Below are 24,772 nucleotides of genomic sequence, written 5' to 3' on the forward strand. Positions count from 1 at the left end.
GCTTTTGTTGCAGTCAAATAGCGGCATCGCGTCCATCCGCTCATTCGAGAGATCCGTTGATCCGCCCCGTCTTTGAACCTGAAGCCCTGCCCATCGAGGCAACGGGCGCCCACTTGCCGCCGGTCGCCGCGGAGCGTCTTACGCCCGATGGCCTTCGAACGCGCTTCAAGCAGCATCTTTCCTGGACACCCGAGCCGATATCGAGGCGCCGTGGCGCGACATTCACACCGACCCGCGTGTCGCCTCCGTGCTGGTGCCGCTCGTGATCCGCGCGAATGGCCTCACGGTGTTGCTGACGCAGCGCGCCGATCATCTCAACGACCATGCCGGTCAAGTCAGCTTTCCGGGCGGACGTCAGGAGCCTTTGGATGCCGACGCCACCGCGACCGCCTTGCGTGAAGCACAAGAGGAAGTCGGCCTCGCGCCTTCGCGCGTCGAGGTGCTCGGCGCGTTGCCCGACTATCTGACGGGCACCGGGTTTCGCGTCACGCCTGTGATCGGCCTGGTGCACCCGCCGTTCGCGTTGAAAGCGGACGCGCTCGAGGTCGCGGAGGTCTTCGAAGTGCCGCTCCCATTTCTGATGAACCCGGCGCATCACGAAGAACGCGTCTTCCGCTACGAAGGCGGCGAGCGCCGCTTCTTCGCGATGCCGTACCCGCGCGGCGTATCGCTCGAAGCAGCCGAACAGGGTGTCGGCGGAACGGGTAGCCACTACTTCATCTGGGGCGCGACAGCGGCGATGCTGCGCAATTTCTATCGCTTTCTGGCGGCTTGACGGGTGTTCTTATGTGCGGACGTTGGGTGTTTGGCAACGTCCCGCTCAGTGGCATCCGACCCTGTGCTATCGTTATGAACCAATCGTAAAACTCGAAAAGCACGGCGCATCGCATGACTTTTTTTTCCGTATTGCTGGCTCTGATCATTGAACAGGTGCGCGCACTGTCGCCGAACAATCCGGTATCCGCGCTGCTTCAATACCATGCGGAGTCGGCGGCGCACGGATTCGATGCGGGCAAGCCCAAGCATGGTCTGCTTGCATGGCTCGTCGTCGTGGTGCCGTGGACGCTGGCCGTCGCGCTCGTCTACTACGTTCTGTACAACATTCACTTCGTGCTGGCGTTCCTGTGGAACGTCGCGGTGCTGTACTTCACGCTCGGCTTCCGCCAGTTCAGCCATTACTTTACCGACATCCATCTCGCGCTCAATAACGACGACGTGCCGCGCGCGCGCGAAATTCTCAACGAATGGACCGGCCTCGACACGCTCGACATGCCGGTCAGCGAGATCGTGCGTCATACGCTGATTCACGCGGTGGTCGCGTCGCATCGCCATGTTTTCGGCGTGTTCTTCTGGTTTCTGATTCCGGTTGGGCCGGCCGGCGCTGTGCTGTATCGGATCGCCGAGTATCTGTCGCGCACGTGGGCGCGGCCGGTGGACGATCGTACCGTCGCGTTTTCGAGCTTCGCGCAGCGCGCGTTCTTCGTGATCGACTGGATTCCGGCGCGGCTCACGTCGCTCGGCTTTGCCATTGTCGGCAATTTCGAAGATGCGATTTACGCGTGGCGCAACCACGCGCGGCAGTGGCCGGATGCGAACGACGGCGTGCTGCTCGCGGCGGGTAGCGGTGCCCTCGGCGCGCGTCTGAGCGGGCCGCTTGCCGAGCCGTCGAGTCTTGATGCACTCGCTACTGGCGACGGCGGTCCGATGCAGGTGGGTGACGACTGCACGCCGCGCACGTTGCAATCGGCGGTCGGACTCGTCTGGCGCGCGGTCGTGCTGTGGATGATTCTGTTGCTGATGCTCACCATCGCCGTGTGGCTGGCTTGAAGCAACACACGTGATGTGCGTAAAAAAACGGGCAATCGCCCGTTTTTTTACGACCTCGACCTCGCAGCCCGCGCCAGACCCGTTCACCCATCCAAAGGATCGCGCGCCGTCCCGCACTGCCAGCACACGGTGAACTGCGCTTCGAGCTTTTCGCCGCATTGCCGACATTGCCAGCCGGGCGCACCTGCGGCCGGACCTCGCGACGCCGCATCGATCAGACGTCGCGCCACGGCCTCGTCGCGATCGTCCACGAGCCACAACTCGGGCGCGCACTGATCCGCGGGAATGTCGCCGAGCGCGCCGTTCAGATAGCGGTTGTGCAGCTCGCACGCGATGCCGGCTGCGGCCAGCACATTGATCCAATGCTGTCCGATGATGAGATTCGGCGCGCGCATCAGCTTCATGTCAGCGCACGATCTGGCTGGCTTCATGCACGAGTTGCGCGTACAGCGCATGCCGTTCGCGACGGATGCGGCCGTCCGCGACCGCTTCGAGGATCGCGCAGCCGGGCTCGTGCAAGTGGTGACAATTGTAGAAGCGGCAGTTAGGCAAGAGAGGCCGGAACTCCGGGAACGCGCGCTCGAGCCGGCCTTCCGTCAAATGATGCAGGCCGAATTCCTGGAAGCCAGGCGAGTCGATCAGCGCACCGTTCCCGCCGTTCCCTCCATTACCCGGCAGCGCGCCCGGCAGCGGATAAAGCCGCGTGAACGTCGTCGTATGGCGCCCGCTGTTCAACGCGGTCGAAATCTCGCGCGTAGCGACTTCGGCGTTGGGAATCAGCAGATTCACGAGCGTCGATTTGCCCATCCCCGACTGGCCGAGCAAAAGCGTCGAGTGGCCGTGCAAATGGTCGATCAACGTCGCGCGGGCGTCGTCGGGTTGCGTCTTGATCGACACTTCCAGGACCGTATAGCCGAGTGCACGATAGGGCTCGAGCCGTTTGCGCGCGCCTTCGAGCGAATCGGTCACGTCGATCTTGTTCAGCACGATCAGCGGCTTGAGTTCGTTGGCCTCGGCGGCGACGAGCGCGCGCCCGAGCAGGTCTTCGCTGAAGTGCGGTTCGGTCGCGAGCACGATCAGCAACTGGTCGAGGTTCGCGGCGAAGAGCTTCGACTTGTACTGATCCGACCGATACAGCAGATTGCGCCGCTGGCCGATTTCGACGATCACGCCCTGGTCCGCGGACGTCGGCTCGTAAATCACGCGATCGCCCACCGCCACCTCGCTGCGCTTGCCGCGCGGGAAGCATTGCAGCAGCGCGCCGCCGTCTTCGGGCGCGACCAGATAGTGGCGGCCATGCGCGGCCACCACGAGGCCGCCTACGCGCGTGCTGGACGTTGCGCGCGGCGCTTTCGGAGAGCGGCCGCTCATGCGTGCCGCAACAGTCGGTCGATCCGCTGCGACGCCGGCGGATGCGAGTAATAGAACGCGGTGTAGAGCGGATCGGGCGTCAACGTGGACGCATTGTCTTCGTACAGCTTGACGAGCGCGTTGACGAGGTCTTGCGCGTCCGTTTGCGTGGCGGCGAACGCGTCGGCCTCGAACTCGTGTTTGCGCGAAGTCAGGCTGCCAAGCGGCGTGACGAAGAATACGAACACTGGCAGCGCAAGGAAGAACAGCACGAGCGCAAGACCGCTATTGCCGCCGATGAGCGACGGCCTCACGCCCAGTCCTTCATAGAACCAGACCTGCTGCGTGAGCCAGCCGAGCAGCGCGAGCATCGCGAGGCTGATCGCGAACGTGACCAGCATCCGCTTGATCACGTGACGACGCTTGAAATGGCCGAGCTCGTGCGCGAGCACGGCCTCGATCTCGCTGCCCGACAGGCGCGCGAGCAGCGTGTCGAAAAACACGATGCGCTTGGCCGCGCCGAAGCCCGTGAAGTACGCATTGCCGTGCGCCGAGCGGCGGCTGCCGTCCATCACGAAGAGGCCCTTGGCCGCGAAGCCGCAGCGCTTCATCAGCGCTTCGATGCGGCTTTTCAGCGCTTCGTCCTTAAGCGGCTCGAACTTGTTGAAAAGCGGCGCGATAAACGACGGATACAGCACCAGCACGAGCATCTGAAAGACGACCCAGACGATCCACGTCCACAGCCACCAGAAGCTGCCCGCCTGGTTCATCAGCCACAGCACGACAAAGAGCAGCGGCAGGCCGAACGCGGCGCCGAGCAGCACGCCCTTCAAACGGTCGACGACGAAAATCCGCTTGCTCATCCGGTTAAAGCCGAAGCGTTGCTCGATCACGAACTGACGGTAGTAGTCGAACGGCAGATCAATTGCGCTGGTGATCGCGATCACTGCCGCGACGAGTGCAATCTGGCCGACATAGCCGCGGCCGAGCCAGTCGGTGATCGCCAGATCGAGCGCCTGCACGCCGCCGAGCAGCGTGAGGCCGATCAGCACCGCCGCGCCGACGACGATCTCGATCATCGTGAGACGCGTGCGCTCGACGGTGTAGTCGGCGGCGCGCTGGTGCGCGGTGAGCGCGATGGTGCCGGCAAACTGGCTCGGCACCTGCTCGCGATGGCGCGCGACGAAGCGGATTTGCCGCGACGCGAGCCACAGCTTGGTGCCGACCATCGCCACGACGGCGACGACGAACAGGACGGTGAAGTACAGGGTAGGCATCCGTGGATTCCGTGGTATCTATGCGAGAATTATATGTTTCTTCCCGCGTCGCAGCGGGGACCGGCTTAAACCATCCATAACCATTTCACACGAACGATCGCCGCGGCGTCCGGGCTTTCACCAAGCTCGCGGCCGGGCCGTCAAGGTTGCCTTCATGACTGACATCCTCCAATCCGCTGCACCAGTGCCGCTCGTGCGCAGCGACATGAACCTCGTCTGGCTGGACATGGAAATGACCGGGCTCGATCCGGACTCCGACCGCATCATCGAAATCGCCGTAGTGGTCACGAATTCGACGCTGGACAGAATGGCCGAAGGTCCGGTTCTCGCGATTCATCAGAGCGACGAGACGCTCGCCAAAATGGACCAGTGGAATCAGAACACGCATGGGCGTTCCGGACTGATCGACCGTGTGAAGGCGTCCACCGTCAGCGAGATCGAGGCCACCGAACAGATCCGCGCATTTCTCGCGCAGTACGTGCCGCCCGGTAAATCGCCGATGTGCGGCAACTCGATCTGCCAGGACCGCCGCTTCATGGCGCGCTGGATGCCCGAGCTCGAGACGTTCTTCCACTACCGCAACCTGGACGTGAGCACGCTGAAGGAACTGTGCCGCCGCTGGCAGCCCGCGATCTACAAGGGCTTCCAGAAGCGCGCGATGCACACGGCGCTGGCCGACATCCACGAGTCGATCGACGAACTGAAGTACTACCGCGAACACTTCCTCATTCCGCCGGCGCCCGACGCCTCGATGAACGCCGAATAACCGGCGAGCGGGCGTGAAATAAGTCAGGCCGGCCTCGGCGCGCGCACCGCGTTCTTCGGCCGGAATGCTTTCACGACCTCGGCGTTGGTCTCGACATACGGCCCGCCGATCAGGTCGATGCAGTACGGCACCGCGGCGAAAATGCCCGGCACCTTCACCGCGTCTTCTGCATCGCGCAAGCCTTCCAGCGTTTCCTTGATCGACTTCGGCTGGCCCGGCAGGTTGACGATCAGCGCCGCGTGATCCGCCGTTTCGCGGATCACCGCGACCTGGCGCGACAGGATCGCGGTCGGCACGAAATTCAGGCCGATCTGCCGCATCTGCTCGCCGAATCCCGGCATTTCCTTGGTAGCGACGGCAAGCGTCGCCTCGGGCGTCACGTCGCGCCGCGACGGACCGGTGCCGCCCGTGGTCAGCACGAGGTCGCAGCCGACTTCATCGACGAGCTCCGTGAGCGTGGCGGAGATGGTCGGCGCGTCGTCCTGAATCAGGCGCGTGACGACCTGCCACGGCGAACTCAAGGCCGCGCCGAGCCATTCCTGCAGCGCCGGGATGCCCTTGTCCTCGTACACGCCGGTGGACGCGCGGTCGCTGATCGACACGAGGCCAATCAGGATCTCGTCGGGATGATTGCGCTCGAGCTTGTGATTGCCTGGCGAGTCAGGCGTCGCGGTCGTCATCGGCGTCTTCCTCGGCGTCAGCGTCGTCGGCAGCGGAATCGGTCGCGGCGGCGGGGCCGTCCGCGTTCTTGATCCACTGGAACAGCTCGCGGAAATAGCGCGGCGGCTTGTTCTGCTGCGCTTCCTTGCGCGCATTGCGAATCAGCGTGCGGCCTTGCTGCGGATCGGCGTTCGGATGCTGGCGGATGAATTCGGTCAGCGCGGCGTCGTCGGCGAGCAGCTTGTCGCGAGTGCGCTCGATCCAGTGCAGCTTGGCCGTTTCCGCCTTGTTGACGCCGTTATAGGTGTCGAGCGCGGTGCGCAGCGCGGCGGTTTCGTCGTCGAGCAGCGAGCGCATCACGCGGCCGACGTACTGAAGCTGACGGCGCTTGCCTTCGTGGTCGGTGATGCGGCGCGCCTCGCGCACGGCGTCGTCGAGCTTTTCGGGCATCGGCATGCGCTTGAGCGCGTCTTTCGGCAGCGCGATCAGCGCCTCGCCCAGCTCCTGCAGCGCGTGCATTTCGCGCTTCAACTGGGACTTGCTCGGACGGTCGTAGCCGTTCTCGTCGACTTCCGGCTCGGCGGATTCGATGGGTTGAATGCGGGTTTTGCGTGTCATGCCGATATTGTAGCGCGCCGGGCCTTGCAAACCCGCCGCCGCGCCGTATAGAGCGGCGCGCGCGCTGCGAAAAACCGCGCTGCGAATGCCAGGTGCGCGAGCGCTTAGCTTGCTATGATCGCGGGATGCTTCAACGATGCTCATGCGCCCGTCATGCGCAGATTCGGCGCAAGCAATCGCGCGGTACGCGAACACGCATGGGCGAACACCCGGGCCGCTCGGCCCCAAAAGGACGGCAACGACAATGGCAGCAGACATGGACGTCAAGCAGCGCTTTTTTCCGCATACCCAGGATGAACTGAAGGAAATCGCCTCGGACATCCTTCGTCACGCGAAGTCGCTCGGCGGTACCGACGCGGCGACCGAAATTTCCGAAGGCGACGGCCTGTCCGTCTCCGTGCGGCGCGGCGAAGTCGAAACGATCGAGCACAACCGCGACAAGATGGTCGGCGTGACGGTGTTCATCGGCAACAAGCGCGGCAACGCGAGCACCTCCGATTTTTCGTCGCAAGCGCTGAAGGACACGGTCGCGGCGGCGTACAACATCGCGCGCTTCACGGCCGAAGACGATTGCGCGGGCCTCGCCGAAGCCGAGCTGCTCGAAACGGAGCCGCGCGATCTCGATCTCTATCACCCGTGGAATCTGTCCGCCGACGAAGCGGTGGAAATCGCCCGTCGCGCGGAAGACGCCGCGTTCGCGACCGATCCGCAGATCAAGAACTCGGAAGGCGCGAGCGTGTCGGCGCAGCACTCGCAGTTCGTGCTCGCCACGTCGCGCGGCTTTCTTGCGGGCTATCCGTACTCGCGGCATTACATTGCGTGCGCGCCGATTGCCGGCAGCGGCCGCAACATGCAGCGCGACGACTGGTACACGTCCACGCGCAGCGCCGAACAGCTTGCCGATCCAGAAGCGGTCGGCCGTTACGCGGCGCAGCGGGCGCTCGCGCGCATCGGCGCGCGCGGCCTGGATACGCGCAAGGTGCCGGTGCTGTTCGAGGCGCCGCTCGCCGCCGGTCTGCTCGGCGCGTTCGTGCAGGCGACGAGCGGCGGCGCGCTGTACCGCAAGACGACGTTTCTCGTCGACAGTCTCGGCAAGCCGGTGTTCGCCCCGCATGTGCAGATCGTCGAAGATCCGCATGTGCCGCGCGCGATGGGCAGCGCGCCGTTCGACGAGGAAGGCGTGCGCACGCGGCAGCGCTCGGTCGTGAAAGACGGCGTCGTGGAAGGCTATTTCCTGTCCACGTACTCCGCGCGCAAGCTCGGCATGCAGACCACCGGCAACGCCGGCGGCTCGCACAACCTGTCGCTCCAGAGTTCGAGCACGCGTCCCGAGGACGACTTCGAGCAGATGCTGCGCAAGCTCGGCACCGGCCTTTTGCTGACTGAACTGATGGGGCAGGGCGTGAACTATGTGACGGGTGACTATTCGCGCGGCGCGTCGGGCTTCTGGGTCGAGAACGGCAAGATTCAGTATCCGGTCGAGGAGATCACCGTCGCGAGCACGCTGCAGGAGATGTTCCGCCATATCGTCGCGATTGGCGCGGATACCATCACGCGAGGCACCAAGCAGACTGGCTCGGTGCTGATCGAGCGGATGACGATCGCGGGGCAGTAAGCGGTTTTGCTTTTGCGGCGGCGCTCGCTACGGGCGCCGCAAACGAAAACGCCACGCCTGGCTTGCGTGGCGTTTTGCTTTTGACGGCGCGCTTCATGGAGCGCTTCACGGCGCGAGCCGGTGCTTCATGAAGCCGCGGCCTCAGCGGCTTTTGCGCTTATACGTCACGAACGCATAGTCGAAATCGTTCGGCGCATGCGCGCGATGCGTTTCGTGCGCGACTTCTTCCCACTCGTCCGGGTCGACGGCGGGGAACGTCGCGTCGCCCTGGAAATCGGCCGAGATTTCGGTGACGATCAGCTTGTCCGCGAGACGCAGCCCTTCCACATACAACTGCGCGCCGCCGATCAGAAACGCTTCCGGCGCCTGGTCCTGTGCCGCGAGCTTCAGCGCTTCGCCGAGCGTCGTCGCCGCGTCGCAGCCCTGGAAGCGCCGCGTGGCATCGCGTGTCACGACGATGTTGCGGCGTCCCGGCAGCGGCCTGCCGATCGACTCATGCGTCTTGCGGCCCATGATGATGGGCGCGCCCATCGTCGTGCGCTTGAAAAACGCGAGGTCTTCGGGAAGTCGCCAGGGCAACTGGTTGTCGCGGCCGATCACGCCGTTATTGGCGCGAGCGACGATCAGGGTGAGCGTCGTCATCGAATGGAAGGGGGAACGTAATCGGATCGATTCTACCTGAGCGAAGCGCCGCGGCCGCCGACGGAGCCGGCAGCGGCAACGGTAGCGGCGGAGCGACCTCGTCCCACAAGGTCACGCGCGCGCTTTTCGCACTCGCCGGTCGCGGCGCGCCGCGAGTCCCGATCCGCGGAATCGGCATCGTGATCGTCCGACAAAGTACCGCATGCGTTGCAATCCGTGCCCGACGGACGCGCAACCGAAGTGTTCGCATAATGACTCTCCAGATGCAGGCAATTAGCGAAACACGTGCCACCGGGCGCAATCCCTTGGTGGGTCGGGTTGCAACTTCTTGCTCGCGCAATCCGATAAAAGGAATCGGCTGTAAACGTTTCAGGTCTGAAACGGCGAGAAGAAAATACCTATTAACTGTTAATTGCAGCGGTATGAACTACCTCCAGCGCTATGTATGAGAGAACCGCTTCCCACAATTGGTTATTCGTAAGTTGATTACTTATTTATCCCCGCGCGCGCCTTGCTGGACAAGGGTAGCCGGATTAAATTCGCATAATTGTTTTCCAAGCGGCGCGCGTATAGTAAGCTCTCGGAAAGAGCTTCAAATTTAAAAAAGCCCGCTAACGGGCCGTCTCAAACACACACGCCGCTTTCTGGGGATCAGCTGTCCGCACGGAATGGAATGGCCGTTCGGTTTTTGCTATTTGCGAATCCCGAATGTGCCAGCGTGTCTGAATTGCGGTTCAGGTGCGTGCATCATCCTTAACGTTCGTTGACGAGAGGATCTGAATAATGGAACCCGCAACGCGGCAACTGATTTACGTTTCGCGAGAGCCAAGCGCGGAACTGAACACCCGCTTTCACCAGCGTGGCTGGCATGTGGAAGTGGTGGGATCGGCGCGCGACGCGCGCCGGGCCGTACGCGCCGGTTCGGCAGCGGGTGGCCTGCTTGATCTGTCCAGTCATTTCCAGCCGCATGAAATCGCCGCTTTCGAATCCTGCCTGACCATGCCGAACGTCGGCTGGGTCGCCGCGACCATGCCCGGCCAACTCCAGGACGCGGCGCTGCGCCGCCTCGTGCGCGATTATTGTTTCGACTATGTGACCGTGCCGTATTCCGGCGACCGGATCGTCGATTCCGTCGGCCATGCATACGGCATGATTTCGCTCGGCGAACCGGCTTCGAACGACGGATCGCAAGGCGCCGAAGGCGAAATGGTCGGCTCGTGCGACGCGATGCTCGCGCTGTTCCGTTCCATCCGCAAAGTTGCAATGACCGACGCGCCGGTTTTTATCTCCGGCGAATCGGGCACCGGCAAGGAACTCACGGCGGTCGCGATTCACGAGCGTTCGTCGCGGCGCAATGCGCCGTTCGTGCCGATCAACTGCGGCGCGATTCCGCCGCATCTGCTGCAGTCCGAACTATTCGGCTACGAACGCGGCGCGTTCACGGGCGCGAATCAGCGCAAGATCGGCCGCGTTGAAGCGGCCAACGGCGGCACGCTGTTTCTCGACGAAATCGGCGATCTGCCGCTCGAAAGCCAGGCGAGCCTGTTGCGCTTCCTGCAGGAGCGCAAGGTCGAGCGGCTCGGCGGTCATAGCGCGATCGACGTCGATGTGCGGATCATTTCCGCCACGCACGTCGACATGACGGCGGCCATGATCGAAGGCCGTTTCCGCTCGGATCTTTACCATCGGCTGTGTGTGCTGCAAATCGACGAGCCGCCGCTGCGCGCGCGCGGCAAGGATATTGAACTGCTCGCGCGTCACATGCTGGAACGTTTCAAGAAAGACGCAAGCCGGCGGCTGCGCGGCTTTGCACCCGACGCGATCGCGGCTTTGCACAACTACGGCTGGCCGGGCAACGTGCGCGAGCTGATCAACCGGGTGCGGCGAGCCATTGTGATGTCCGAAGGACGCGCGATCACGGCGCGCGATCTGGAATTGGCCGAGTACGTCGAGATCGTGCCGGTGTCGCTCGCGCAAGCGCGCGAAGCCGCTGAGCGTCAGGCTATCGAACTCGCGCTGTTGCGGCATCGCGGGCGTCTTGGCGACGCCGCGCAGGAGCTCGGTATTTCGCGCGTCACGCTATACCGGCTGCTCTGCTCGCATGGCATGCGTCATATGGAAAGCGAGCCGCTTTCGGCGCCGAACGGTACGTTGCCGGCATCTGTGCCGCATCTCTGAGCCGACGGGCGGGCGTTATCGGGCGTTGCGTTTGTGAATGGGCGCCGCTGCGGGTGCTGAGTTGTGCCGCGGCGGTGACTTCCGGGGTTTGCGCGCGTGAGTGTTGGCGTTGCGCGCGTTACGCCTCGCCCCGCCCCGATCCTGGTTCCGTCTGTTCCCATCACTTCTCCTCAGTTCCCCTCTGTCGCATCGCGGCGGCGGCGCCATGTCGCCGCGCTTGGTAAAATCGGGTTTTCCGCTCAATCTCGCGGCACGCCGGCTGTAGCGTGCGCCGGCCTGCGCCGCGTCGAAGGAACCCGCATGAAACAATACCTGGACCTCGTCCGCACGATTCTCGACACTGGCTCGTGGCAGGAGAACCGCACCGGCATTCGCACGATCAGCATGCCGGGCGCCGTGTTGCGCTTCGATCTCCAGCAAGGTTTCCCGGCGGTCACGACGAAGAAACTCGCGTTCAAGTCGGCCGTGGGCGAACTGGTCGGTTTCCTGCGCGCGTCGCGCAGCGCGGCGGATTTCCGCGATCTCGGCTGCAAGGTGTGGGACGCCAACGCGAACCAGAACCCGCAGTGGCTGGCCAACCCGTATCGCGAGGGGCCCGACGATCTCGGCGATGTCTACGGCGTGCAATGGCGTCAATGGCCGGCGTACAAGGTGCTGGACGCCGCGGCGAGCGCGCAGCTTGCGGACGCGACCGCGCGCGGCTTTCAAGTGGTCACGGAGTTCGATGAAAACGGCAGCCGCAAGGTGCTGCTGTACAAGGCAATCGATCAATTGCGCCAGTGTCTCGACACGATCATGCAGAACCCGTCGGACCGGCGAATTCTGTTTCATGCGTGGAACCCGGCCGTGCTGGACCAGATCGCGTTGCCCGCGTGCCATCTGCTTTATCAGTTCCTGCCGAACGTCGCGCGCAAGGAGATTTCGCTGTGCCTGTACATCCGCAGCAACGATGTCGGGCTCGGCACGCCGTTCAATCTGACCGAGGGCGCGGCGTTGCTGCATCTGGTCGGCCGCCTGACGGGCTATACGCCGCGCTGGTTCACGTACTTTATCGGCGACGCGCACATCTACGAGAATCAGCTTGCCATGCTGCAGGAGCAGCTCAAGCGCGAGCCGTATGAAAGCCCGACGCTCGCGATCTCCGACCGCGTGCCGGACTACGCGAAGACCGGCGTGTACGAGCCGGAATGGCTCGAGAAGATCGAACCGTCGGACTTTTCGCTGGTCGGCTATCGGCATCACGAGCCGCTGACGGCGCCGATGGCGGTTTAAGCGGCGCTGTACGGAGAAGGGTAAAGCCCCTGCGATGTGAATTGCGGGGGCTTTTTTTATGTCGATGAACGCTGCGGTTTGGGAAAGCAGAGAGCGCTCAGCCTCGGTGATGCTCGTCGTGGCCACCGCCCGAACGCTGCTCGCCGTGTGGCGGTTGTGGTTGCGGTTGCGGACGCCGTTGTTGCTGCGCTTGCGGCTGAGGACGCGGTTCTGGGCGTGGCTGCGCTTGCTGCGGATGGAACTCCGGACGCGGTTGCTGCTGCACCTGCGGCTGAGGGCGTGGTTCTGGACGCGGCTGGATCTGCTGTGGATGGAACTCAGGGCGCGGCTGCTGAGCCTGCGGCTGAGGACGCGGCTCGGGGCGCGGCTGCATCTGCTGCGGATGGAACTCCGGACGCGGCTGCTGTTGCGCCTGCATCTGCTGCGGATTGAGTGCGGAACGCGGTTGCTGTTGCGCCTGCGGCTGACGCTGCGGCTCAGCCCCCGGCTGTGCCTGCTGCTGACGAAACTCCTGCCGAGGCGGCTCTTGACCCCGCGGTTGCGCGCGCACTTCGCCACCAGCCTGCGCCTGAACCCCCTGACGCGGCTGCTCCTGAACCTGCTGCGGCCGTCCGAGCGCCTGCGCGCGTTCGTCGCGCTGCGCCGGCTGCGCATCCTGCCGCAGCCCTTGACTTTGACCTTGCCCGATCCGCGGCTGCTGTCCCAAGGCCGGATTTTGCACCGGACGAGGCACACCGCCTTGCCGCCCCGCGGCATCCACGTCACCGCGAGCTTGCTGGGCGCCCCCCACCCTTGGCACCTGCGATCCCTCACCTCCGCGCTGCAAACTCTGCTGCGCTTGCTGAGCCATCGGCACATGCGGCTGAGTCCAGGCAGGCTGCTGACGACCATCGGCTCCAGCTTGCCGCCCCGCGTCCTGTGACCGCGCAAACCCGGCCGCGTTGCCGCCGTTCTCACGCGGCGGACGCGGCACGCCGTTGAACGCGGCGCCCGCCGCGCCAGCCGGCTGGCCGTTCGCCAGTGCCTGCATGCCGGGCCGCCCCTGCTGCATCGCTGCATGCGGCGGTTCGCCTGCGCCAGGCGCCTCGCCCAGGCGGCGCCCCGCCTGGTCCCCGCGATCAGCAGCGCCCGGTGCGGGCCGGCCGCCGAGCCCCGGCTCAGGAACCGGCGCGCCTGCCGCCGCGCCAGGCATTCGTCCCGGAAGATGCGACTGCACGACCCGGACGTTCTGCATCGGTGAAGAACCAGGCGTGCCCGCGAAGTGCGCCGGCACCGACGTCCGCACGATCGGCTGCCCCGCGCCAGGCACGCGTGCGCCGCTTTGCGCGAAACGCTGCGCGAGGCCGTCGCGGTACGCCGGCGGCAGCGACGGACTGCGCGTCGCTATCACCGGACGCCCGATGACGCCCGCCGGCGGCCGGTAATTCGCGTTGCGCTGGCCGGGCCCAAAGCTCTCGCGCACCGGCGCGATGCCCGGAGCGCCGGGGTTGATCCGCGCGTTGCGCCACTGCGCCGGGTCGACCTTCTGCGCGAACCGTGCGACCGGCTGTCCGTGAACGAAAGCCGTCGCGGGCACGGCGGTCACGGCCCGCGGCGCCCGATAGTTGATGTACGTGTTGTGGACGTTGGTGATGTTGGTGTGGTTGTAGTTGTTGACCACCGTCGTGCGATTGACGCGTTCGTAGTAGCGCGGGCTCCAGTTGTCGCGGCCGCCCCATTGCGGGTGCCATCGTTCGCCGGGGCCGAGCGGGAACCACGCGACGCCCGCAGCCATCGCGCCGCCGATCGCCAGATTCACGCCCCAATCGACCCCGCCGCCACCGCCGCCGACGAACGCCACCAGCGCCGGCGCATAAACCGGCGGCGCGTTGACCACTACAGGGCCCGGCACCCACGCCCACGAATCGTCGACATAAGCCCAGCGGCCGTAGTGGTAGGGCGCGAAACCCCACGGCGCGTCGTCGACCCATGTCCAGCCCCACGGCGCCTGCCACACCCAGTGGCCGTCGTGGTAGGGCGCCCAGCCCGCGGGCGTCGCGCGCGGCACCCAGACTTCGCCGTATTGCGGACTGCTGCGCCACGTGCCGTTGGCGTCGAGGTCCTGATAACCCGGAATTTCGCGCGATACATACCGCGCCGATACCGAGCGGTCTTCCGCGGCGTCGCGGCTCGCGGCCCATTGGTCGAACGCGTCGGCGCCCGGCGCGCCGTCGTCGGCGAGCGCCTGCAGATTGGTGCCGGCAAAGCGCAACTGCTGGCCGGCGGCGATCGGCACCTGAGCGCCGTCGCCATACGCCGTCGCGCTGCCGCTGCGCACGGTGACGGTGGTGCTGCTGCCGTCGGGCGCGACGTCCACGCGGTAGTCGCCCGCGCCGTTCAGCCCGAGCGCGAGATTCGGGGTGTCGATTTCATACGACGAGCCCGGCGGCAATTCCCGCACGCGCGCCGACAGCGTGCCTTGCGCGACCTTCAACTGCGCGCTGTTGTCGTCGAGATTGAGCAGATCGAGACTGGTGGACTCGCCCAGACGCACGGCCGTGGAGCCGATATGCAGCTCGGAGCGTGCGTTCCGGTCATTCCACAACTGATCGCCGGTGGTGAGCGGCCGATTGATCTGGGCGTACGACCAGTCGGCGGCGCCGGCGGGCTCGGTGGTGACCGTTCCGGCCATGTAATTCAGACGCGCGACGCGCCCCGGCGGATCGGCGTCCTGCGTCGCGACGCCTTGCGGTGCGGGAACGGCTTGCTGCGCGAGCGCGCATTGCGTCGCGAACAGGAAGGCGGCGGTGGCGAGCAACGTGTAGCCGAGTGTCCGATGTCTCGACGGTTCGCGTGGGGTCGTGGTTTTCATGATTCGTTCTCCGACGGACGATGCACATGCAGCATCCGTGAACCACTCTACCCGCGCCCTATGTTTCAAGGCCCCCACTTTTGTAAGGCCGTCTCACCAGCGGTAACAAAAGGTCTCGATCGAGGCGTGGAGGCGGGCTCGGCTGCGTTTGGCGCGGCAACCCGGACTGAACGCCGAGCCGCTCCGGAGTCAACGCTTCGGCGTTCCGCCTGCCCGCCGCTCACTCCGCGAGAAACGCGTCGAAATGCCGATGACCTGCCGGCGTGATCCGCAAAATGCGCGGCCGCTCGGTCCGTTCGACCCAGCCGCGCGCCGCCCACGAATCCAGCAATGCCGCGCCGAGCGCGCCGCCGAGGTGCGGGCGTCGCTCGCTCCAGTCCGGGCATGTGCAGGCGAAGCGGCGTCGACGGCTGCGCTGCGCCGACACGTCGATGCCCCAGTCGGCGAAGCGGGCAGCGCCGTCGGACGTGGCTTCGAGCGACGTCCCTTGCAGGCTCAGCAGTCCGCGGCCGACGAGCCGCTCGAACACCCGCACCGACAGTTCGCCCGCCATGTGGTCGTAGCAGGTGCGCGCGTAGCGCATGTCGGTCGGCACCGTGCGCACCGGACGCGGCGCGGGGCGCTGGGGCGCGCTGACTTGCGCGACGTTGGCCAGCGCTTCGATGGAGGCCGCGATATCCGCCGATGCAATCCGGAAATAGCGATGCCGGCCGCGCACTTCGAGCGCGAGCAGGCCGCCGTCGGTGAGACGCGCGAGATGCGCGCTGGCCGCCGACGGCGACAGCCCGGCGATCATCGTGAGTTCGCCGGCGGGGCGGGCGCTGCCGTCCATCAGCGCCCACAGCATGGCTGCGCGGCCGGGGTCGGCCAGCAGCGCGCCGATCCGGCTCAAGCCTGGAAAATGATTGTGTTCATCTGCTAGGAAGGCGGGCATGGGGCGCTCCGTGTTCGGTCTTTCGGGCGATGCGCGGGTCGCACAACGCGTCATGTGCCACTCTACGCGGCGCATGCATTCGATGTTTCAGCTTAGCGTGAACCGTCGAATGCAGCAGCTACGAAAACCCGGCCCGTCTGCGGACGGGCCGTGCTCGGCGCTTGCCTGTGCGTTCATGCGTGCGCTTCCACTGCCAAGCTAGAATCGACGCCTGTCTTTCGAAGGAACGCAGTCATGAAAATGGTTTTGGCCCTAGTGGCGTCGGTCGTGTTGCTGGGCGCTTGCGCGCAGGGCGGTTCGACGTCGGGCGCGGGCACCGGCAGCGTCACCATGTACGGCACGATCGACGAAGGCATCACTTTTCGTAAGTAACGGAACGGCCGCACGGTCTGGTTAAACGGTCCCGAATGGCAGAAAGTGATGCATCATTGTCATGACTGCCACGCGCGAGCATGTGACGATGCGGCTTTCGCTACTCGAGCCACTCAGGCCACTCGAGGCACCTGGCCCACTTCGCCCACTTGGACCACGGAAGCCGCGATGGCTTGAACAGCGACCGCCGCGACGGTGCGCTCAGAGCCGCCGCGATCACTCTCCGCCGCCGGAACCGACATATGCCGCCAGCCGCTTCTGCTTCCGCCTCCGCCCCCAGCACCGCTTCAACCTTCTCCGACCACGCCGCCGATCTGCGCGGCCCCGATCCCCACGGCCGCCGCGCCGCGCGCGTGCTGGCCGTTTGCCAGGCGCTGTACACATCGTCGGTATCGATCGATCTGACGCTGACCGGGCTCGTCGGCTACACGCTCGCCGACGACAAGGCGCTCGCCACACTGCCGTTCTCGTTGATCACGGTCGCGGCCGCGCTGACGACCGTCTTCGCTTCGTTCCTGATGGCGCGCATCGGCCGTCGCGCGGGCTTCGTACTCGGCGCGGGCGTCGGCGCGCTGGGCGGCGCGGTGTCCGTGTGGGCGATCTTCCATCACGACTTCTGGGCGTTCTGCGCGGGCACGGCGACCGTCGGCGTGTTTCAGGCGTTCGCGCAGTACTACCGGCTGGCCGCCGCCGACGCGGTCGGACTCGAAGGCAAGAGCCGCGCGATCTCGACGGTGCTCACGGGCGGCGTCGTCGCGGCCGTGTGCGGTCCGCTGCTCGCCGCGTGGAGCAAGGACTGGCTCGCGCCGGTCGCGTTCGCGGGCTCGTATGCGCTCGTGACCGGACTCGGGCTCGCGTCGATCGTCCTGCTGATGCTGCTGTATCGCGACATGGCGCCTGCGCTCGCCGCGGCCACTTCCGACGACGCCGCGCGGCCTCTGCGCGAGATCGTGCGGCAGCCGATCTTCGCGGCGGCGCTCGCGAACAACGCGCTCGGCTACGCCGTGATGATGTTCGTGATGACCGCGACGCCGATCGCGGCGGTGGCGTGCGGGCACAGCATCGGCGACGGCGCTGCGATCATCCAGTGGCATCTGGTCGGCATGTTCGCGCCGTCGCTGTTCTCCGCCCGGCTGATCCGGCGCTTCGGCGTGCTACCGGTGATCGGCGCGGGCATCGCGCTGTCGGCGTTGTGCGGCGTGTTCGCGTTGCGTTCGACTGATCTCCCGCATTTCTACGCCGCGCTCGCGTGTCTGGGCGTCGGCTGGAACTTCATGTTCGTCGGCGGCTCGACGCTGCTCGCGCAATCGTACCGGCCGTCGGAGCGCGCGAGGACGCAGGCGACCAGCGAATTCACGACGTTCGCGTGTTCCGCGCTCGGCTCGTTGTTCGCCGGGCAATTGCTGGCGCGCTTCGGCTGGGCGGCGATCAATGCGGCGATCTTTCCGCTCCTCGGCGTGGCGGCGCTTGCGACGCTGGCTTACGCGCGCTCGTTGAAACGCCGCGCGGCGTCGGGAGTCGCGTGATGAGCGCGCGTCATATCGTGTTCGCCGTCGCGCCCGATCTCGTGTTGCTCGACGCGTGCGGTCCGCTCGAAGCGTTCTGGCGCGCGGAACTGACTATGGCTGTGGGGAGGGGGGATGGTGAGGGCGGTGGTGCTGGCGCTGGCTTCGGCACTGGTTCTGGCTCCGGCAACGGCAACGGCAACGGCAACGGCAACGGCAACGGCAACGGCAACGGCAACGGCAACGGCAACGGCAGCGGCAACGGCAACGGCATCGGCAACGGCAACGGCAACGGCAGCGCCAACACCAACGGCAACACCAGCGGCAACGGCAACGGCAATGGCAACGGCAACGGCAACGGCAACGGCAACGGCAGCGGCAGCGGCAACACCAGCGGCGCCTCGCCCGTGCCCCACTCGCCGCACTCCCGTCCCGTCGCGTACCGCACGACGGTTGCGTCGATCGACGGCGGCGTCCTTCAGACCTTTCCTGGCTTGCCGGTCGTGACCGAACGGCTCGACTCGCTCGACGCCGAGCCGATCGACACACTCATCGTCCCAGGCGTTCCCATCGATGAGCACTGCACGCTGCAGCCCGAACTCGTCGCGTGGATCAGGCGCAATGCGCCGCGCGCCCGCCGCATCTGCTCCGTGTGCACCGGTGCGTTCTACCTGGCGGCGGCGGGCCTGCTCGACGGCCGGCGCGCGACCACACACTGGCGCGAGGCCGCGCATCTCGCGCGCCGTTTTCCCAATGTGCACGTCGACGCTGATCCGATTTTCATCCGCGACGCAGGGTCAGGCGCGGGGTCAGACGGACACACCAGCACAACCCCGCGCGAAAGCGTGGTCTGGACCTCGGCAGGCGTGACCGCAGGCATCGATCTCGCGCTCGCATTGATCGACGAAGACCTTGGCCACGCGGTCGCGATGCAGGCCGCGCGGCGCCTCGTCGTCTTCATGAAGCGGCCGGGCGGCCAGTCGCAGTTCAGCGCGGCGCTGGCGGCGCAGGCATCGGCGGGCGGGCCGTTCGACGCGTTGCATAGCTGGATGGCCGCGCATCTGCGTGACGATTTGACGGTCGAGCGGCTCGCCGAGCGCGCGCGGATGACGCCGCGGACTTTCGCGCGCCGCTACGTCGACGAAGTGGGGCGCACGCCGGCGAAAACCGTGTCGGCGCTGCGTCTCGAAGCGGCTTCGCGGGCGCTCGCGGAATCACGTCGGCCGCTTAAGCGGATCGCGCTCGACTGCGGCTTCGGCAGCGAGCAGAACTTGCGGCGCGCGTTCGTACGGCGCTTCGGCGTGTTGCCGCTCGATTATCGCGAGCGGTTCATGTCGGCGGCAGCAGCGCCGTCGTCGGCGGCGAGCGGGGCGATTGCCGCGGACAGCGCGCGCCTCGAAACGCGCTGAGCGGCCACGCGCGCGCGGAGAACCCGCTGCATCGAATCGTGGAAATCCGCGCCACGCGTCGCCGCGGCGCTTCGGCGTGTTGCCGCTCGATTATCGCGAGCGGTTTATGTCGGCGGCAGCAGCGCCGTCGTCGGCGGCGCGCGGCGTGGTTGCCGCGGACAGCAGGCGCCTCGAAACGCTCTGAACCGCGATGCTCGCGCGGAGAACCCGCCGCATCGAGTAGTGGAAATTCGACGTCAAAATCCGCGCCACGCGTCGCAGCACCGCTTCGGCGTGCTGCCGCTCGATTATCGGGAGCGGTTTATGTCGGCGGCAGCGCCGTCGTTGGCGGCGAGCGGTGCGATTGTCGCGGACAGCGCGCGCCTCGAAATGCGCTGAACCGCCACGCGCGCGCGCCGAGACCCGCCGCATCGAATCGTGGAAACTCCGTGTCGGAGGAAGCCTCCGGCACGCGTCGCCGCACCGCGCGCGGCCGCACCCGTCGCCACCGTCGTCGACCTTAAGCGCTCAACAAGCCCAGCCGCTGCTCAAACAGGCACCACCTCGTCCACCTATCGCCTCACCAGCCGATCCGACAAATTGGCGCGCCGTCAATATTGCGCTCGTATAATCGCCTCCTTTCAATGCATCCGATTGACCGGAGTCAAGATGAGCAGCCATCCTGCAGCGCCGCTGGACCGTTCCGAAACCACCTTCCGTTTTCTCGCCGAACCGAGTTCGGTCAACTTCGGCGGCAAGGTGCACGGCGGCGCGCTGATGAAATGGATCGACGAAACCGCCTATGCGTGCGCGGCCGTCTGGTCGGGGCGTTATTGCGTGACGGTGAGCGTCGGCAACATTCGTTTTCGTCGGCCGATTCTGGTCGGCAACCTCGTCGAATTGCGCGCGCGGGTCGTGGCGACGGGGCGCACCAGCATGCACATCCACGTGTCGGTGCAGGCGGGCGATCCGAAGGGCGGGGAGTTGCTGCAGACCACGGACTGTCTCGTCGTGATGGTCGCGGTCAACGAGAACGGCAGCCCGGTGCAGGTGCCGTCGTTCGTACCGGAAACCGACGAGCAGAAGCGCCTCGCGAGATACGCAATGGATGTGAAGGAAGCGCTCGACGCGATCGTCGAACTGAAGCCCGAAGAAGTGGCGCAGGGCAAGATCTGAACAACGAGGGTTACGGGCGCCGACTTCAAAGCGGTGCGAGCCACAAGCGCACGCACCTCACGTACCGAACACACGTTTCCAGACCGAAAATCAAAGCGGGCAAACGGGCAAACGGGCGACTCACCACGAGCCGCCCAACAACCGCCCGAGGCATTGAGGCGTCCCTACGGCGCCGAATGCCCGACCATATCTCCCGGCCGCACCCATTCGTCGAACTGCTGCTCGGTGACATGACCGAGCGCGAGCGCCGCGGCTTTCAGCGTGGTGCCTTCCTTGTGCGCCTTCTTCGCGATCTGCGCGGCCTTGTCGTAACCGATGTGCGGATTGAGCGCCGTCACGAGCATCAGCGATTCGTTGAGCAGCGTGTCGATCCGCTCGCGATTCGGCTCGATGCCAACCGCACAGTTCTCGTTGAAACTGCGCGCGCCGTCCGTCAGCAGGCGAATGGATTGCAGTACGTTGTGCGCAATCATCGGCCGGAATACGTTCAGTTCGAAGTTGCCGCTCGCGCCGCCGACGTTCACCGCGACGTCGTTGCCGAACACCTGCGCGCACAGCATCGTCAATGCTTCGGACTGCGTCGGATTGACCTTGCCCGGCATGATGGAGCTGCCCGGTTCGTTCTCGGGAATCGACAGTTCGCCGAGGCCGCAGCGCGGACCGCTCGCCAGCCAGCGGATGTCGTTCGCGATCTTGTTCAGACTCGCGGCCACCGTCTTCAGCGCGCCGTGCGCGAAGACGAGTGCATCGGCGGCCGCCATCACTTCGAATTTGTTGGGTGCGGTGACGAAGGGCACGCCGGTGAGCTTCGCGATCTCCGCCGCCACCTTCTGCGCGAACTGCGGATGCGCGTTAAGGCCGGTGCCGACCGCCGTGCCGCCCTGCGCGAGTTCGTACAGATGCGGCAACGCCGATTCGACGTGGCGAATGCCCTGGTCAAGCTGTGCGACATAACCCGAAAACTCCTGGCCGAGCGTGAGCGGCGTCGCGTCCTGCAAGTGCGTGCGGCCGATCTTGACGATGTCGGCGAACGCGCGCGCTTTGCCGTCGAGCGTATCGCGCAGTGTCTTCAAAGCGGGCACGAGATGTTTGACGATGCCATGCGCGGCGGCCACGTGCATCGCAGTCGGAAACACGTCGTTCGACGATTGCCCGCGATTCACGTCGTCATTCGGATGCACCTTGCGCGCCTCGCCGCGCTCGCCGCCGAGCAGCTCGCTCGCGCGATTCGGGATCACTTCCTTGAGGTTCATGTTGGTCTGCGTGCCGGATCCGGTCTGCCAGACGGCGAGCGGAAACTCTTCCGGATGCTTGCCGTCGATGATCTCATCCGCCGCCTGCATGATCGCGCGCGCCTTGCTTTCGTCGAGCACGCCGAGTCCCAGGTTCACCGCGGCGGCGGCGCGCTTGATCACGGCGAGCGCGGTGATCAGTTCGGGCGATTGCTTCTCGGTGGAAATGCGGAAATTCTGCAGCGAGCGCTGCGTTTGCGCGCCCCATAGACGGGCGTTCGGCACGGCGATTTCACCGAACGTGTCGCGCTCCATTCGTACGTCTTCAGTCATGGTTCAGCTCCGCTTTTAAAGTTCTGCGTTGACCGGCAATAAGGAGAATAGCCCGGTTAGCGCATTCCGGTATAACCCTGCCTGCGGGTCGAAAATATAGGTGCGCCGCACGCCGTTCTCCACATCGGTCCAGACGAGCGGCGACAGCGGCGCGCCGATCGAGCGGAGATAGGCGAGCTGCGCGTCGTCGGCGAGCGTCACGCGATAGCTTTGTTGCGGTTCGATCGCGCGATCGAAAATGTCGGCCACCTGCGCCGCCAGTTGCGGACTGTGGATCACGAGCGCGAGTTCGGTGTTCAGATTCGCCGAGCGCGGATCGAGGTTCATCGAACCGATGACCAGAATGCGCCGGTCGATCATAAAAGTCTTCGCATGCAGACTCGCGCGCGAACGCGAGCCCGCGAAACCCGCGGCCGGCGTTTCCTGGCGCGGTCGGAACTCATATAGCTCGACGCCCTGCTTGAGCAGCGGCACGCGAAACGGACTGTAGCCGGCTTGCACCGCGACCGCGTCGGTGGCGGCCAGTGAATTCGTCAGGATTGCTACGCGCACGCCGCGCTGCGTCAGTTCGCTGAGCGCCTTGACGCCCGCCTCGTGCGGAACGAAGTAGGGCGACACGATCAGGAAATCCTTGTGCGCGTCCTTGATCAGCTCGCCGAGCCGCTTCAGCGGCGGACTCACGTAGTCCGGCGACGGGTTCTCGATCTTCTCCGGCTCATCCGCCTTGAACTCGGCGTGCGCCCACGTCAGGCCGAGTTGCCTGCTGGAAATCTGCGCGGCGAGCGGCGTTGCGTTCAGCGGCTTTGCGTTGTACGGATCGGCGTTGGTACGCCAGTGCTGGCGAAGATCGTCGCGCGTCTGATCGAGTTCCTTTGCGTCGAACTTCTGCTTGTTCAGCACACGCAACGGATACGCGAGACTGCTGTTCCAGTAGTCGTCGAAGCTCGCGGAGACATCGGCGGTGATCGGGCCGGCGGCGAGTACGTCGATGTCGCGGAACTGCAGCACCTCGCTCGCGCTGAAGTATTCGTCGCCGAGATTGCGGCCGCCGACAATCGCCAACTGGTTGTCCGCGATCATCGCCTTGTTGTGCATGCGGCGCGTGAAGTGGCCGATCTGCGTGAAGAGATTCGTGGTGCGCTCGAACACCCCTTCGCGCGCACTGCCGAACGGATTGAAGACGCGAATCTCGATGTTGCTGTGCGAATTCAGGCCCGCCATGATGCGGTCGATGTCCTTGAAATTCAGGTCGTCGACCAGCATGCGTACGCGCACCCCGTGGTCCGCCGCATAGAGCGCCGCGCCGAGCAGCAGCTTGCCGGTGGTGTCCTCGTTGGCGATGTAGTACTGCATGTCGAGCGTCTTGGTCGCCGCGCGGGCGAGCGCAATGCGCATCTGCAACGCGTCGGTGCCGCTCGAGAGCATGCGAAAACCCGACTCGTCCGGATGAGCGGCTTCAAGCGGCGCGAGCGCTGCGCGAAGCGGCGTGTTCTCGGTGGCGGGCAGCGCGTGAGTGACCGGACGGTCGAACGCGGTGGCGGGCGGCCTCGTCGCGCACGCGGTCAGAAATGCCGATGCGCAACACAGCAGGAAGAAATGTCTCGCAGAACTGATTGCACGCTTGCGCTGCATCGCGGTCTGCTTTTGTTGTGTAGGCAACTGCACGCTCTTTTCCCCTTTGTTGTTCAGGCTTTTCGTGCGGCGGCGCAGTGTCTTCACACGCGCCGCCGAGAAAACCATTCTAAGGGGAATCGGGCCGCCGGACTGTTGGCGGCGGCACGAGATGGGCGTGCTTAGACGCGTCCGGGATTCACCGCGCGTTCGTCGCTGGCATGGGTCGAGCCTTTCGCCGGACGCCCTGCCCAGAAGCCCGCGAGCAGCGAGCCCGAGAGGTTGTGCCACACCGAGAACAAGGCGCCCGGCAACGCGGCGATCGGCGTGAAATACAGCTTGCCGAGCGTCGCGGCGAGGCCCGAGTTCTGCATGCCGACTTCGATGGCGAGCGTGCGGCAGACGGCTTCGTCGAAACCGAGCAGACGGCCGCCCCAATAACCGCCGAGCAGACCGATGCCGTTGTGCAGCACGACGCCGAACATCACGACGAGGCCGACGGACGCAATGCTCTTTTGCGTGCCGCCCACCACCGCGCCGATGATCAGCAGAATCGCGACCATCGACACGAGCGGCAGCACGGGTTCCACTTTGCGCACCGTCTTGTTGAACAGATGATTCACCACGAGGCCGACGACGATCGGCAACGCGACGATCTGCAGGATGCTCATCAGCATGCCGTGCACATCGACGGCGATCGACGCGTCCACATAAAGGCGCGTGAGGAGCGGCGTCGCGAACACGCCGACCAGCGTGGACAATGCGCTGATCGTTACCGACAGCGCGACGTCGCCGCGCGCGAGATAGATCATCACGTTTGACGCCGTGCCGCTCGCGACGCTGCCGACCAGCACCATGCCCGCCGTCAGGTCGGGCGGCATGCGCAGCGCCTTGGCGATCGCCCAGGCGGCAAGCGGCATCACGAGGTAATGCAGCACGATGCCTGCGATCACCGGCGCGGGCCGCGTGAAGACGCGCTGGAAATCGGCGACGGAGAGCGTGACGCCCATCGCCAGCATGATGATGGTGAGGAGTGTGGTGACGTGCGGCGCGATGCCGGAAAACGATGCCGGCGACGAATAGGCGGCAACCGAAATGAGCACGGCCCAGAGTGGAAAGAGACGGGTGATGCGGGCAAGCATGAGGCGAGGTCCTTGGTTGGGTA

General features: G+C 65.5%; 21 protein-coding genes and 1 pseudogene. 11 read left to right on the forward strand and 11 right to left on the reverse strand.

Annotation, left to right across the window (positions count from 1 at the left end; all coding sequences use genetic code 11):
* Window positions 1-56: 56 nt before the first annotated feature.
* Both BGRAMDRAFT_RS30805 and BGRAMDRAFT_RS30810 read left to right on the forward strand, forming a co-directional pair.
* Window positions 57-775, forward strand: a pseudogene (locus BGRAMDRAFT_RS30805) (CoA pyrophosphatase).
* A gap of 113 nt (window positions 776-888) precedes the next feature.
* On the forward strand, window positions 889-1,827 hold the full coding sequence (locus BGRAMDRAFT_RS30810) for a CobD/CbiB family protein (RefSeq protein ID WP_006052832.1): 939 nt from the start codon (window positions 889-891) through the stop codon (window positions 1,825-1,827).
* 83 nt (window positions 1,828-1,910) lie between these two features.
* Here the strand turns inward: BGRAMDRAFT_RS30810 and BGRAMDRAFT_RS30815 are convergent, their stop codons facing one another.
* Genes BGRAMDRAFT_RS30815 through BGRAMDRAFT_RS30825 form a run of 3 tightly spaced genes read right to left on the reverse strand, consistent with a single transcriptional unit; the run spans window position 1,911 to window position 4,454 of the window.
* On the reverse strand, window positions 1,911-2,231 hold the full coding sequence (locus tag BGRAMDRAFT_RS30815; RefSeq protein WP_006052833.1) for a putative signal transducing protein: 321 nt from the start codon (window positions 2,229-2,231) through the stop codon (window positions 1,911-1,913).
* Window position 2,232: 1 nt separating this feature from the next.
* Window positions 2,233-3,198 carry a ribosome small subunit-dependent GTPase A gene (rsgA, locus tag BGRAMDRAFT_RS30820; RefSeq protein WP_006052834.1) on the reverse strand — a complete coding sequence of 322 codons (966 nt, stop codon included), beginning with the start codon at window positions 3,196-3,198 and terminating at the stop codon, window positions 2,233-2,235.
* Window positions 3,195-4,454 carry a M48 family metallopeptidase gene (locus BGRAMDRAFT_RS30825; RefSeq protein ID WP_006052835.1) on the reverse strand — a complete coding sequence of 420 codons (1,260 nt, stop codon included), beginning with the start codon at window positions 4,452-4,454 and terminating at the stop codon, window positions 3,195-3,197. The genes rsgA and BGRAMDRAFT_RS30825 overlap by 4 nt, the downstream gene beginning before the upstream one ends.
* A 154-nt stretch (window positions 4,455-4,608) precedes the next feature.
* Here BGRAMDRAFT_RS30825 and orn point away from each other — a divergent pair, with 154 nt between their 5' ends.
* Window positions 4,609-5,220: an oligoribonuclease gene (gene orn, locus BGRAMDRAFT_RS30830; protein ID WP_006052836.1), complete on the forward strand. Its 612-nt coding sequence runs from the start codon at window positions 4,609-4,611 to the stop codon at window positions 5,218-5,220.
* 23 nt (window positions 5,221-5,243) lie between these two features.
* Here the strand turns inward: orn and mog are convergent, their stop codons facing one another.
* Together mog and yjgA are read right to left on the reverse strand one after the other, a co-directional pair.
* The gene (mog, locus tag BGRAMDRAFT_RS30835; protein ID WP_006052837.1) at window positions 5,244-5,900 is read right to left on the reverse strand and encodes a molybdopterin adenylyltransferase; all 657 of its coding nucleotides are present in this window, start codon (window positions 5,898-5,900) and stop codon (window positions 5,244-5,246) included.
* Window positions 5,881-6,498 (reverse strand): ribosome biogenesis factor YjgA, encoded by a 618-nt coding sequence (gene yjgA / locus BGRAMDRAFT_RS30840; RefSeq protein ID WP_044022019.1) that lies wholly within the window; start codon window positions 6,496-6,498, stop codon window positions 5,881-5,883. The genes mog and yjgA overlap by 20 nt, the downstream gene beginning before the upstream one ends.
* 244 nt (window positions 6,499-6,742) lie before the next feature.
* On the opposite strand from yjgA, the gene pmbA reads away from it, so the two are divergent.
* Window positions 6,743-8,113: a metalloprotease PmbA gene (gene pmbA, locus BGRAMDRAFT_RS30845; RefSeq protein ID WP_006052839.1), complete on the forward strand. Its 1,371-nt coding sequence runs from the start codon at window positions 6,743-6,745 to the stop codon at window positions 8,111-8,113.
* A 141-nt stretch (window positions 8,114-8,254) separates the two neighbouring features.
* On the opposite strand, the gene BGRAMDRAFT_RS30850 is transcribed toward pmbA, so the two are convergent.
* A complete protein-coding gene (locus BGRAMDRAFT_RS30850) occupies window positions 8,255-8,755 on the reverse strand; it encodes a dihydrofolate reductase (protein WP_006052840.1) in 501 nt (166 codons plus the stop codon).
* A 783-nt stretch (window positions 8,756-9,538) separates the two neighbouring features.
* Here BGRAMDRAFT_RS30850 and BGRAMDRAFT_RS30855 point away from each other — a divergent pair.
* Complete coding sequence (locus tag BGRAMDRAFT_RS30855; protein WP_006052841.1) at window positions 9,539-10,933, forward strand: sigma-54 dependent transcriptional regulator; 1,395 nt, start codon at window positions 9,539-9,541, stop codon at window positions 10,931-10,933.
* A 300-nt stretch (window positions 10,934-11,233) separates the two neighbouring features.
* Window positions 11,234-12,205: a thymidylate synthase gene (locus tag BGRAMDRAFT_RS30860; protein WP_006052842.1), complete on the forward strand. Its 972-nt coding sequence runs from the start codon at window positions 11,234-11,236 to the stop codon at window positions 12,203-12,205.
* A gap of 97 nt (window positions 12,206-12,302) precedes the next feature.
* Here the strand turns inward: BGRAMDRAFT_RS30860 and BGRAMDRAFT_RS30865 are convergent, their stop codons facing one another.
* Both BGRAMDRAFT_RS30865 and BGRAMDRAFT_RS30870 read right to left on the reverse strand, forming a co-directional pair.
* The gene (locus BGRAMDRAFT_RS30865) at window positions 12,303-15,056 is read right to left on the reverse strand and encodes a DUF6600 domain-containing protein (protein WP_006052843.1); all 2,754 of its coding nucleotides are present in this window, start codon (window positions 15,054-15,056) and stop codon (window positions 12,303-12,305) included.
* Between the two features lie 220 nt (window positions 15,057-15,276).
* Window positions 15,277-15,990 (reverse strand): ArsR/SmtB family transcription factor, encoded by a 714-nt coding sequence (locus tag BGRAMDRAFT_RS30870; protein ID WP_006052844.1) that lies wholly within the window; start codon window positions 15,988-15,990, stop codon window positions 15,277-15,279.
* A 234-nt stretch (window positions 15,991-16,224) separates the two neighbouring features.
* Between BGRAMDRAFT_RS30870 and BGRAMDRAFT_RS35115 the strand changes: the two genes are divergently transcribed.
* The 5 genes from BGRAMDRAFT_RS35115 to BGRAMDRAFT_RS30885 all read left to right on the forward strand — a co-directional run bounded on the left by BGRAMDRAFT_RS35115 (window position 16,225) and on the right by BGRAMDRAFT_RS30885 (window position 20,431).
* Window positions 16,225-16,362: a hypothetical protein gene (locus tag BGRAMDRAFT_RS35115; protein WP_006052845.1), complete on the forward strand. Its 138-nt coding sequence runs from the start codon at window positions 16,225-16,227 to the stop codon at window positions 16,360-16,362.
* A gap of 242 nt (window positions 16,363-16,604) precedes the next feature.
* Window positions 16,605-17,888 carry an MFS transporter gene (locus tag BGRAMDRAFT_RS30875; RefSeq protein WP_006052846.1) on the forward strand — a complete coding sequence of 428 codons (1,284 nt, stop codon included), beginning with the start codon at window positions 16,605-16,607 and terminating at the stop codon, window positions 17,886-17,888.
* Window positions 17,888-19,276 (forward strand): GlxA family transcriptional regulator, encoded by a 1,389-nt coding sequence (locus tag BGRAMDRAFT_RS30880; protein WP_006052847.1) that lies wholly within the window; start codon window positions 17,888-17,890, stop codon window positions 19,274-19,276. The genes BGRAMDRAFT_RS30875 and BGRAMDRAFT_RS30880 overlap by 1 nt, the downstream gene beginning before the upstream one ends.
* A gap of 222 nt (window positions 19,277-19,498) precedes the next feature.
* Complete coding sequence (locus BGRAMDRAFT_RS34800) at window positions 19,499-19,654, forward strand: hypothetical protein (protein WP_157140696.1); 156 nt, start codon at window positions 19,499-19,501, stop codon at window positions 19,652-19,654.
* A gap of 270 nt (window positions 19,655-19,924) precedes the next feature.
* Window positions 19,925-20,431, forward strand: coding sequence for an acyl-CoA thioesterase (locus BGRAMDRAFT_RS30885; RefSeq protein ID WP_006052848.1), 507 nt, complete (start codon window positions 19,925-19,927; stop codon window positions 20,429-20,431).
* A gap of 164 nt (window positions 20,432-20,595) precedes the next feature.
* On the opposite strand, the gene fumC is transcribed toward BGRAMDRAFT_RS30885, so the two are convergent.
* The 3 genes from fumC to panS form a co-directional block, all read right to left on the reverse strand.
* Entirely contained in the window at window positions 20,596-21,996 is a 1,401-nt protein-coding gene (fumC, locus tag BGRAMDRAFT_RS30890) for a class II fumarate hydratase (RefSeq protein WP_006052849.1), read from the reverse strand.
* A gap of 15 nt (window positions 21,997-22,011) precedes the next feature.
* Window positions 22,012-23,628, reverse strand: a complete 1,617-nt coding sequence (locus BGRAMDRAFT_RS30895; protein WP_044022020.1) for a phospholipase D family protein — start codon at window positions 23,626-23,628, stop codon at window positions 22,012-22,014.
* Between the two features lie 161 nt (window positions 23,629-23,789).
* Window positions 23,790-24,749 carry a ketopantoate/pantoate/pantothenate transporter PanS gene (gene panS, locus BGRAMDRAFT_RS30900; protein ID WP_006052851.1) on the reverse strand — a complete coding sequence of 320 codons (960 nt, stop codon included), beginning with the start codon at window positions 24,747-24,749 and terminating at the stop codon, window positions 23,790-23,792.
* Between the last annotated feature and the right edge of the window lie 23 nt (window positions 24,750-24,772).

The sequence above is a fragment of the Paraburkholderia graminis C4D1M genome (genome assembly GCF_000172415.1).
GTDB classification, from domain to species: domain Bacteria; phylum Pseudomonadota; class Gammaproteobacteria; order Burkholderiales; family Burkholderiaceae; genus Paraburkholderia; species Paraburkholderia graminis.

Coding starts and splice junctions, on each gene's coding strand:
- BGRAMDRAFT_RS30860 (WP_006052842.1), top strand. CDS start 11,234: ATGAAACAATACCTGGACCTCGTCCGCACGATTCTCGACACTGGCTCG.
- mog (WP_006052837.1), bottom strand. CDS start 5,900: ATGACGACCGCGACGCCTGACTCGCCAGGCAATCACAAGCTCGAGCGC.
- BGRAMDRAFT_RS30885 (WP_006052848.1), top strand. CDS start 19,925: ATGAGCAGCCATCCTGCAGCGCCGCTGGACCGTTCCGAAACCACCTTC.
- BGRAMDRAFT_RS30875 (WP_006052846.1), top strand. CDS start 16,605: ATGCCGCCAGCCGCTTCTGCTTCCGCCTCCGCCCCCAGCACCGCTTCA.
- BGRAMDRAFT_RS35115 (WP_006052845.1), top strand. CDS start 16,225: ATGAAAATGGTTTTGGCCCTAGTGGCGTCGGTCGTGTTGCTGGGCGCT.
- BGRAMDRAFT_RS30895 (WP_044022020.1), bottom strand. CDS start 23,628: ATGCAGCGCAAGCGTGCAATCAGTTCTGCGAGACATTTCTTCCTGCTG.
- BGRAMDRAFT_RS30865 (WP_006052843.1), bottom strand. CDS start 15,056: ATGAAAACCACGACCCCACGCGAACCGTCGAGACATCGGACACTCGGC.
- fumC (WP_006052849.1), bottom strand. CDS start 21,996: ATGACTGAAGACGTACGAATGGAGCGCGACACGTTCGGTGAAATCGCC.
- orn (WP_006052836.1), top strand. CDS start 4,609: ATGACTGACATCCTCCAATCCGCTGCACCAGTGCCGCTCGTGCGCAGC.
- BGRAMDRAFT_RS30855 (WP_006052841.1), top strand. CDS start 9,539: ATGGAACCCGCAACGCGGCAACTGATTTACGTTTCGCGAGAGCCAAGC.
- rsgA (WP_006052834.1), bottom strand. CDS start 3,198: ATGAGCGGCCGCTCTCCGAAAGCGCCGCGCGCAACGTCCAGCACGCGC.
- BGRAMDRAFT_RS30815 (WP_006052833.1), bottom strand. CDS start 2,231: ATGAAGCTGATGCGCGCGCCGAATCTCATCATCGGACAGCATTGGATC.
- BGRAMDRAFT_RS30880 (WP_006052847.1), top strand. CDS start 17,888: ATGAGCGCGCGTCATATCGTGTTCGCCGTCGCGCCCGATCTCGTGTTG.
- BGRAMDRAFT_RS30850 (WP_006052840.1), bottom strand. CDS start 8,755: ATGACGACGCTCACCCTGATCGTCGCTCGCGCCAATAACGGCGTGATC.
- BGRAMDRAFT_RS30810 (WP_006052832.1), top strand. CDS start 889: ATGACTTTTTTTTCCGTATTGCTGGCTCTGATCATTGAACAGGTGCGC.
- BGRAMDRAFT_RS30870 (WP_006052844.1), bottom strand. CDS start 15,990: ATGCCCGCCTTCCTAGCAGATGAACACAATCATTTTCCAGGCTTGAGC.
- pmbA (WP_006052839.1), top strand. CDS start 6,743: ATGGCAGCAGACATGGACGTCAAGCAGCGCTTTTTTCCGCATACCCAG.
- BGRAMDRAFT_RS30825 (WP_006052835.1), bottom strand. CDS start 4,454: ATGCCTACCCTGTACTTCACCGTCCTGTTCGTCGTCGCCGTCGTGGCG.
- yjgA (WP_044022019.1), bottom strand. CDS start 6,498: ATGACACGCAAAACCCGCATTCAACCCATCGAATCCGCCGAGCCGGAA.
- panS (WP_006052851.1), bottom strand. CDS start 24,749: ATGCTTGCCCGCATCACCCGTCTCTTTCCACTCTGGGCCGTGCTCATT.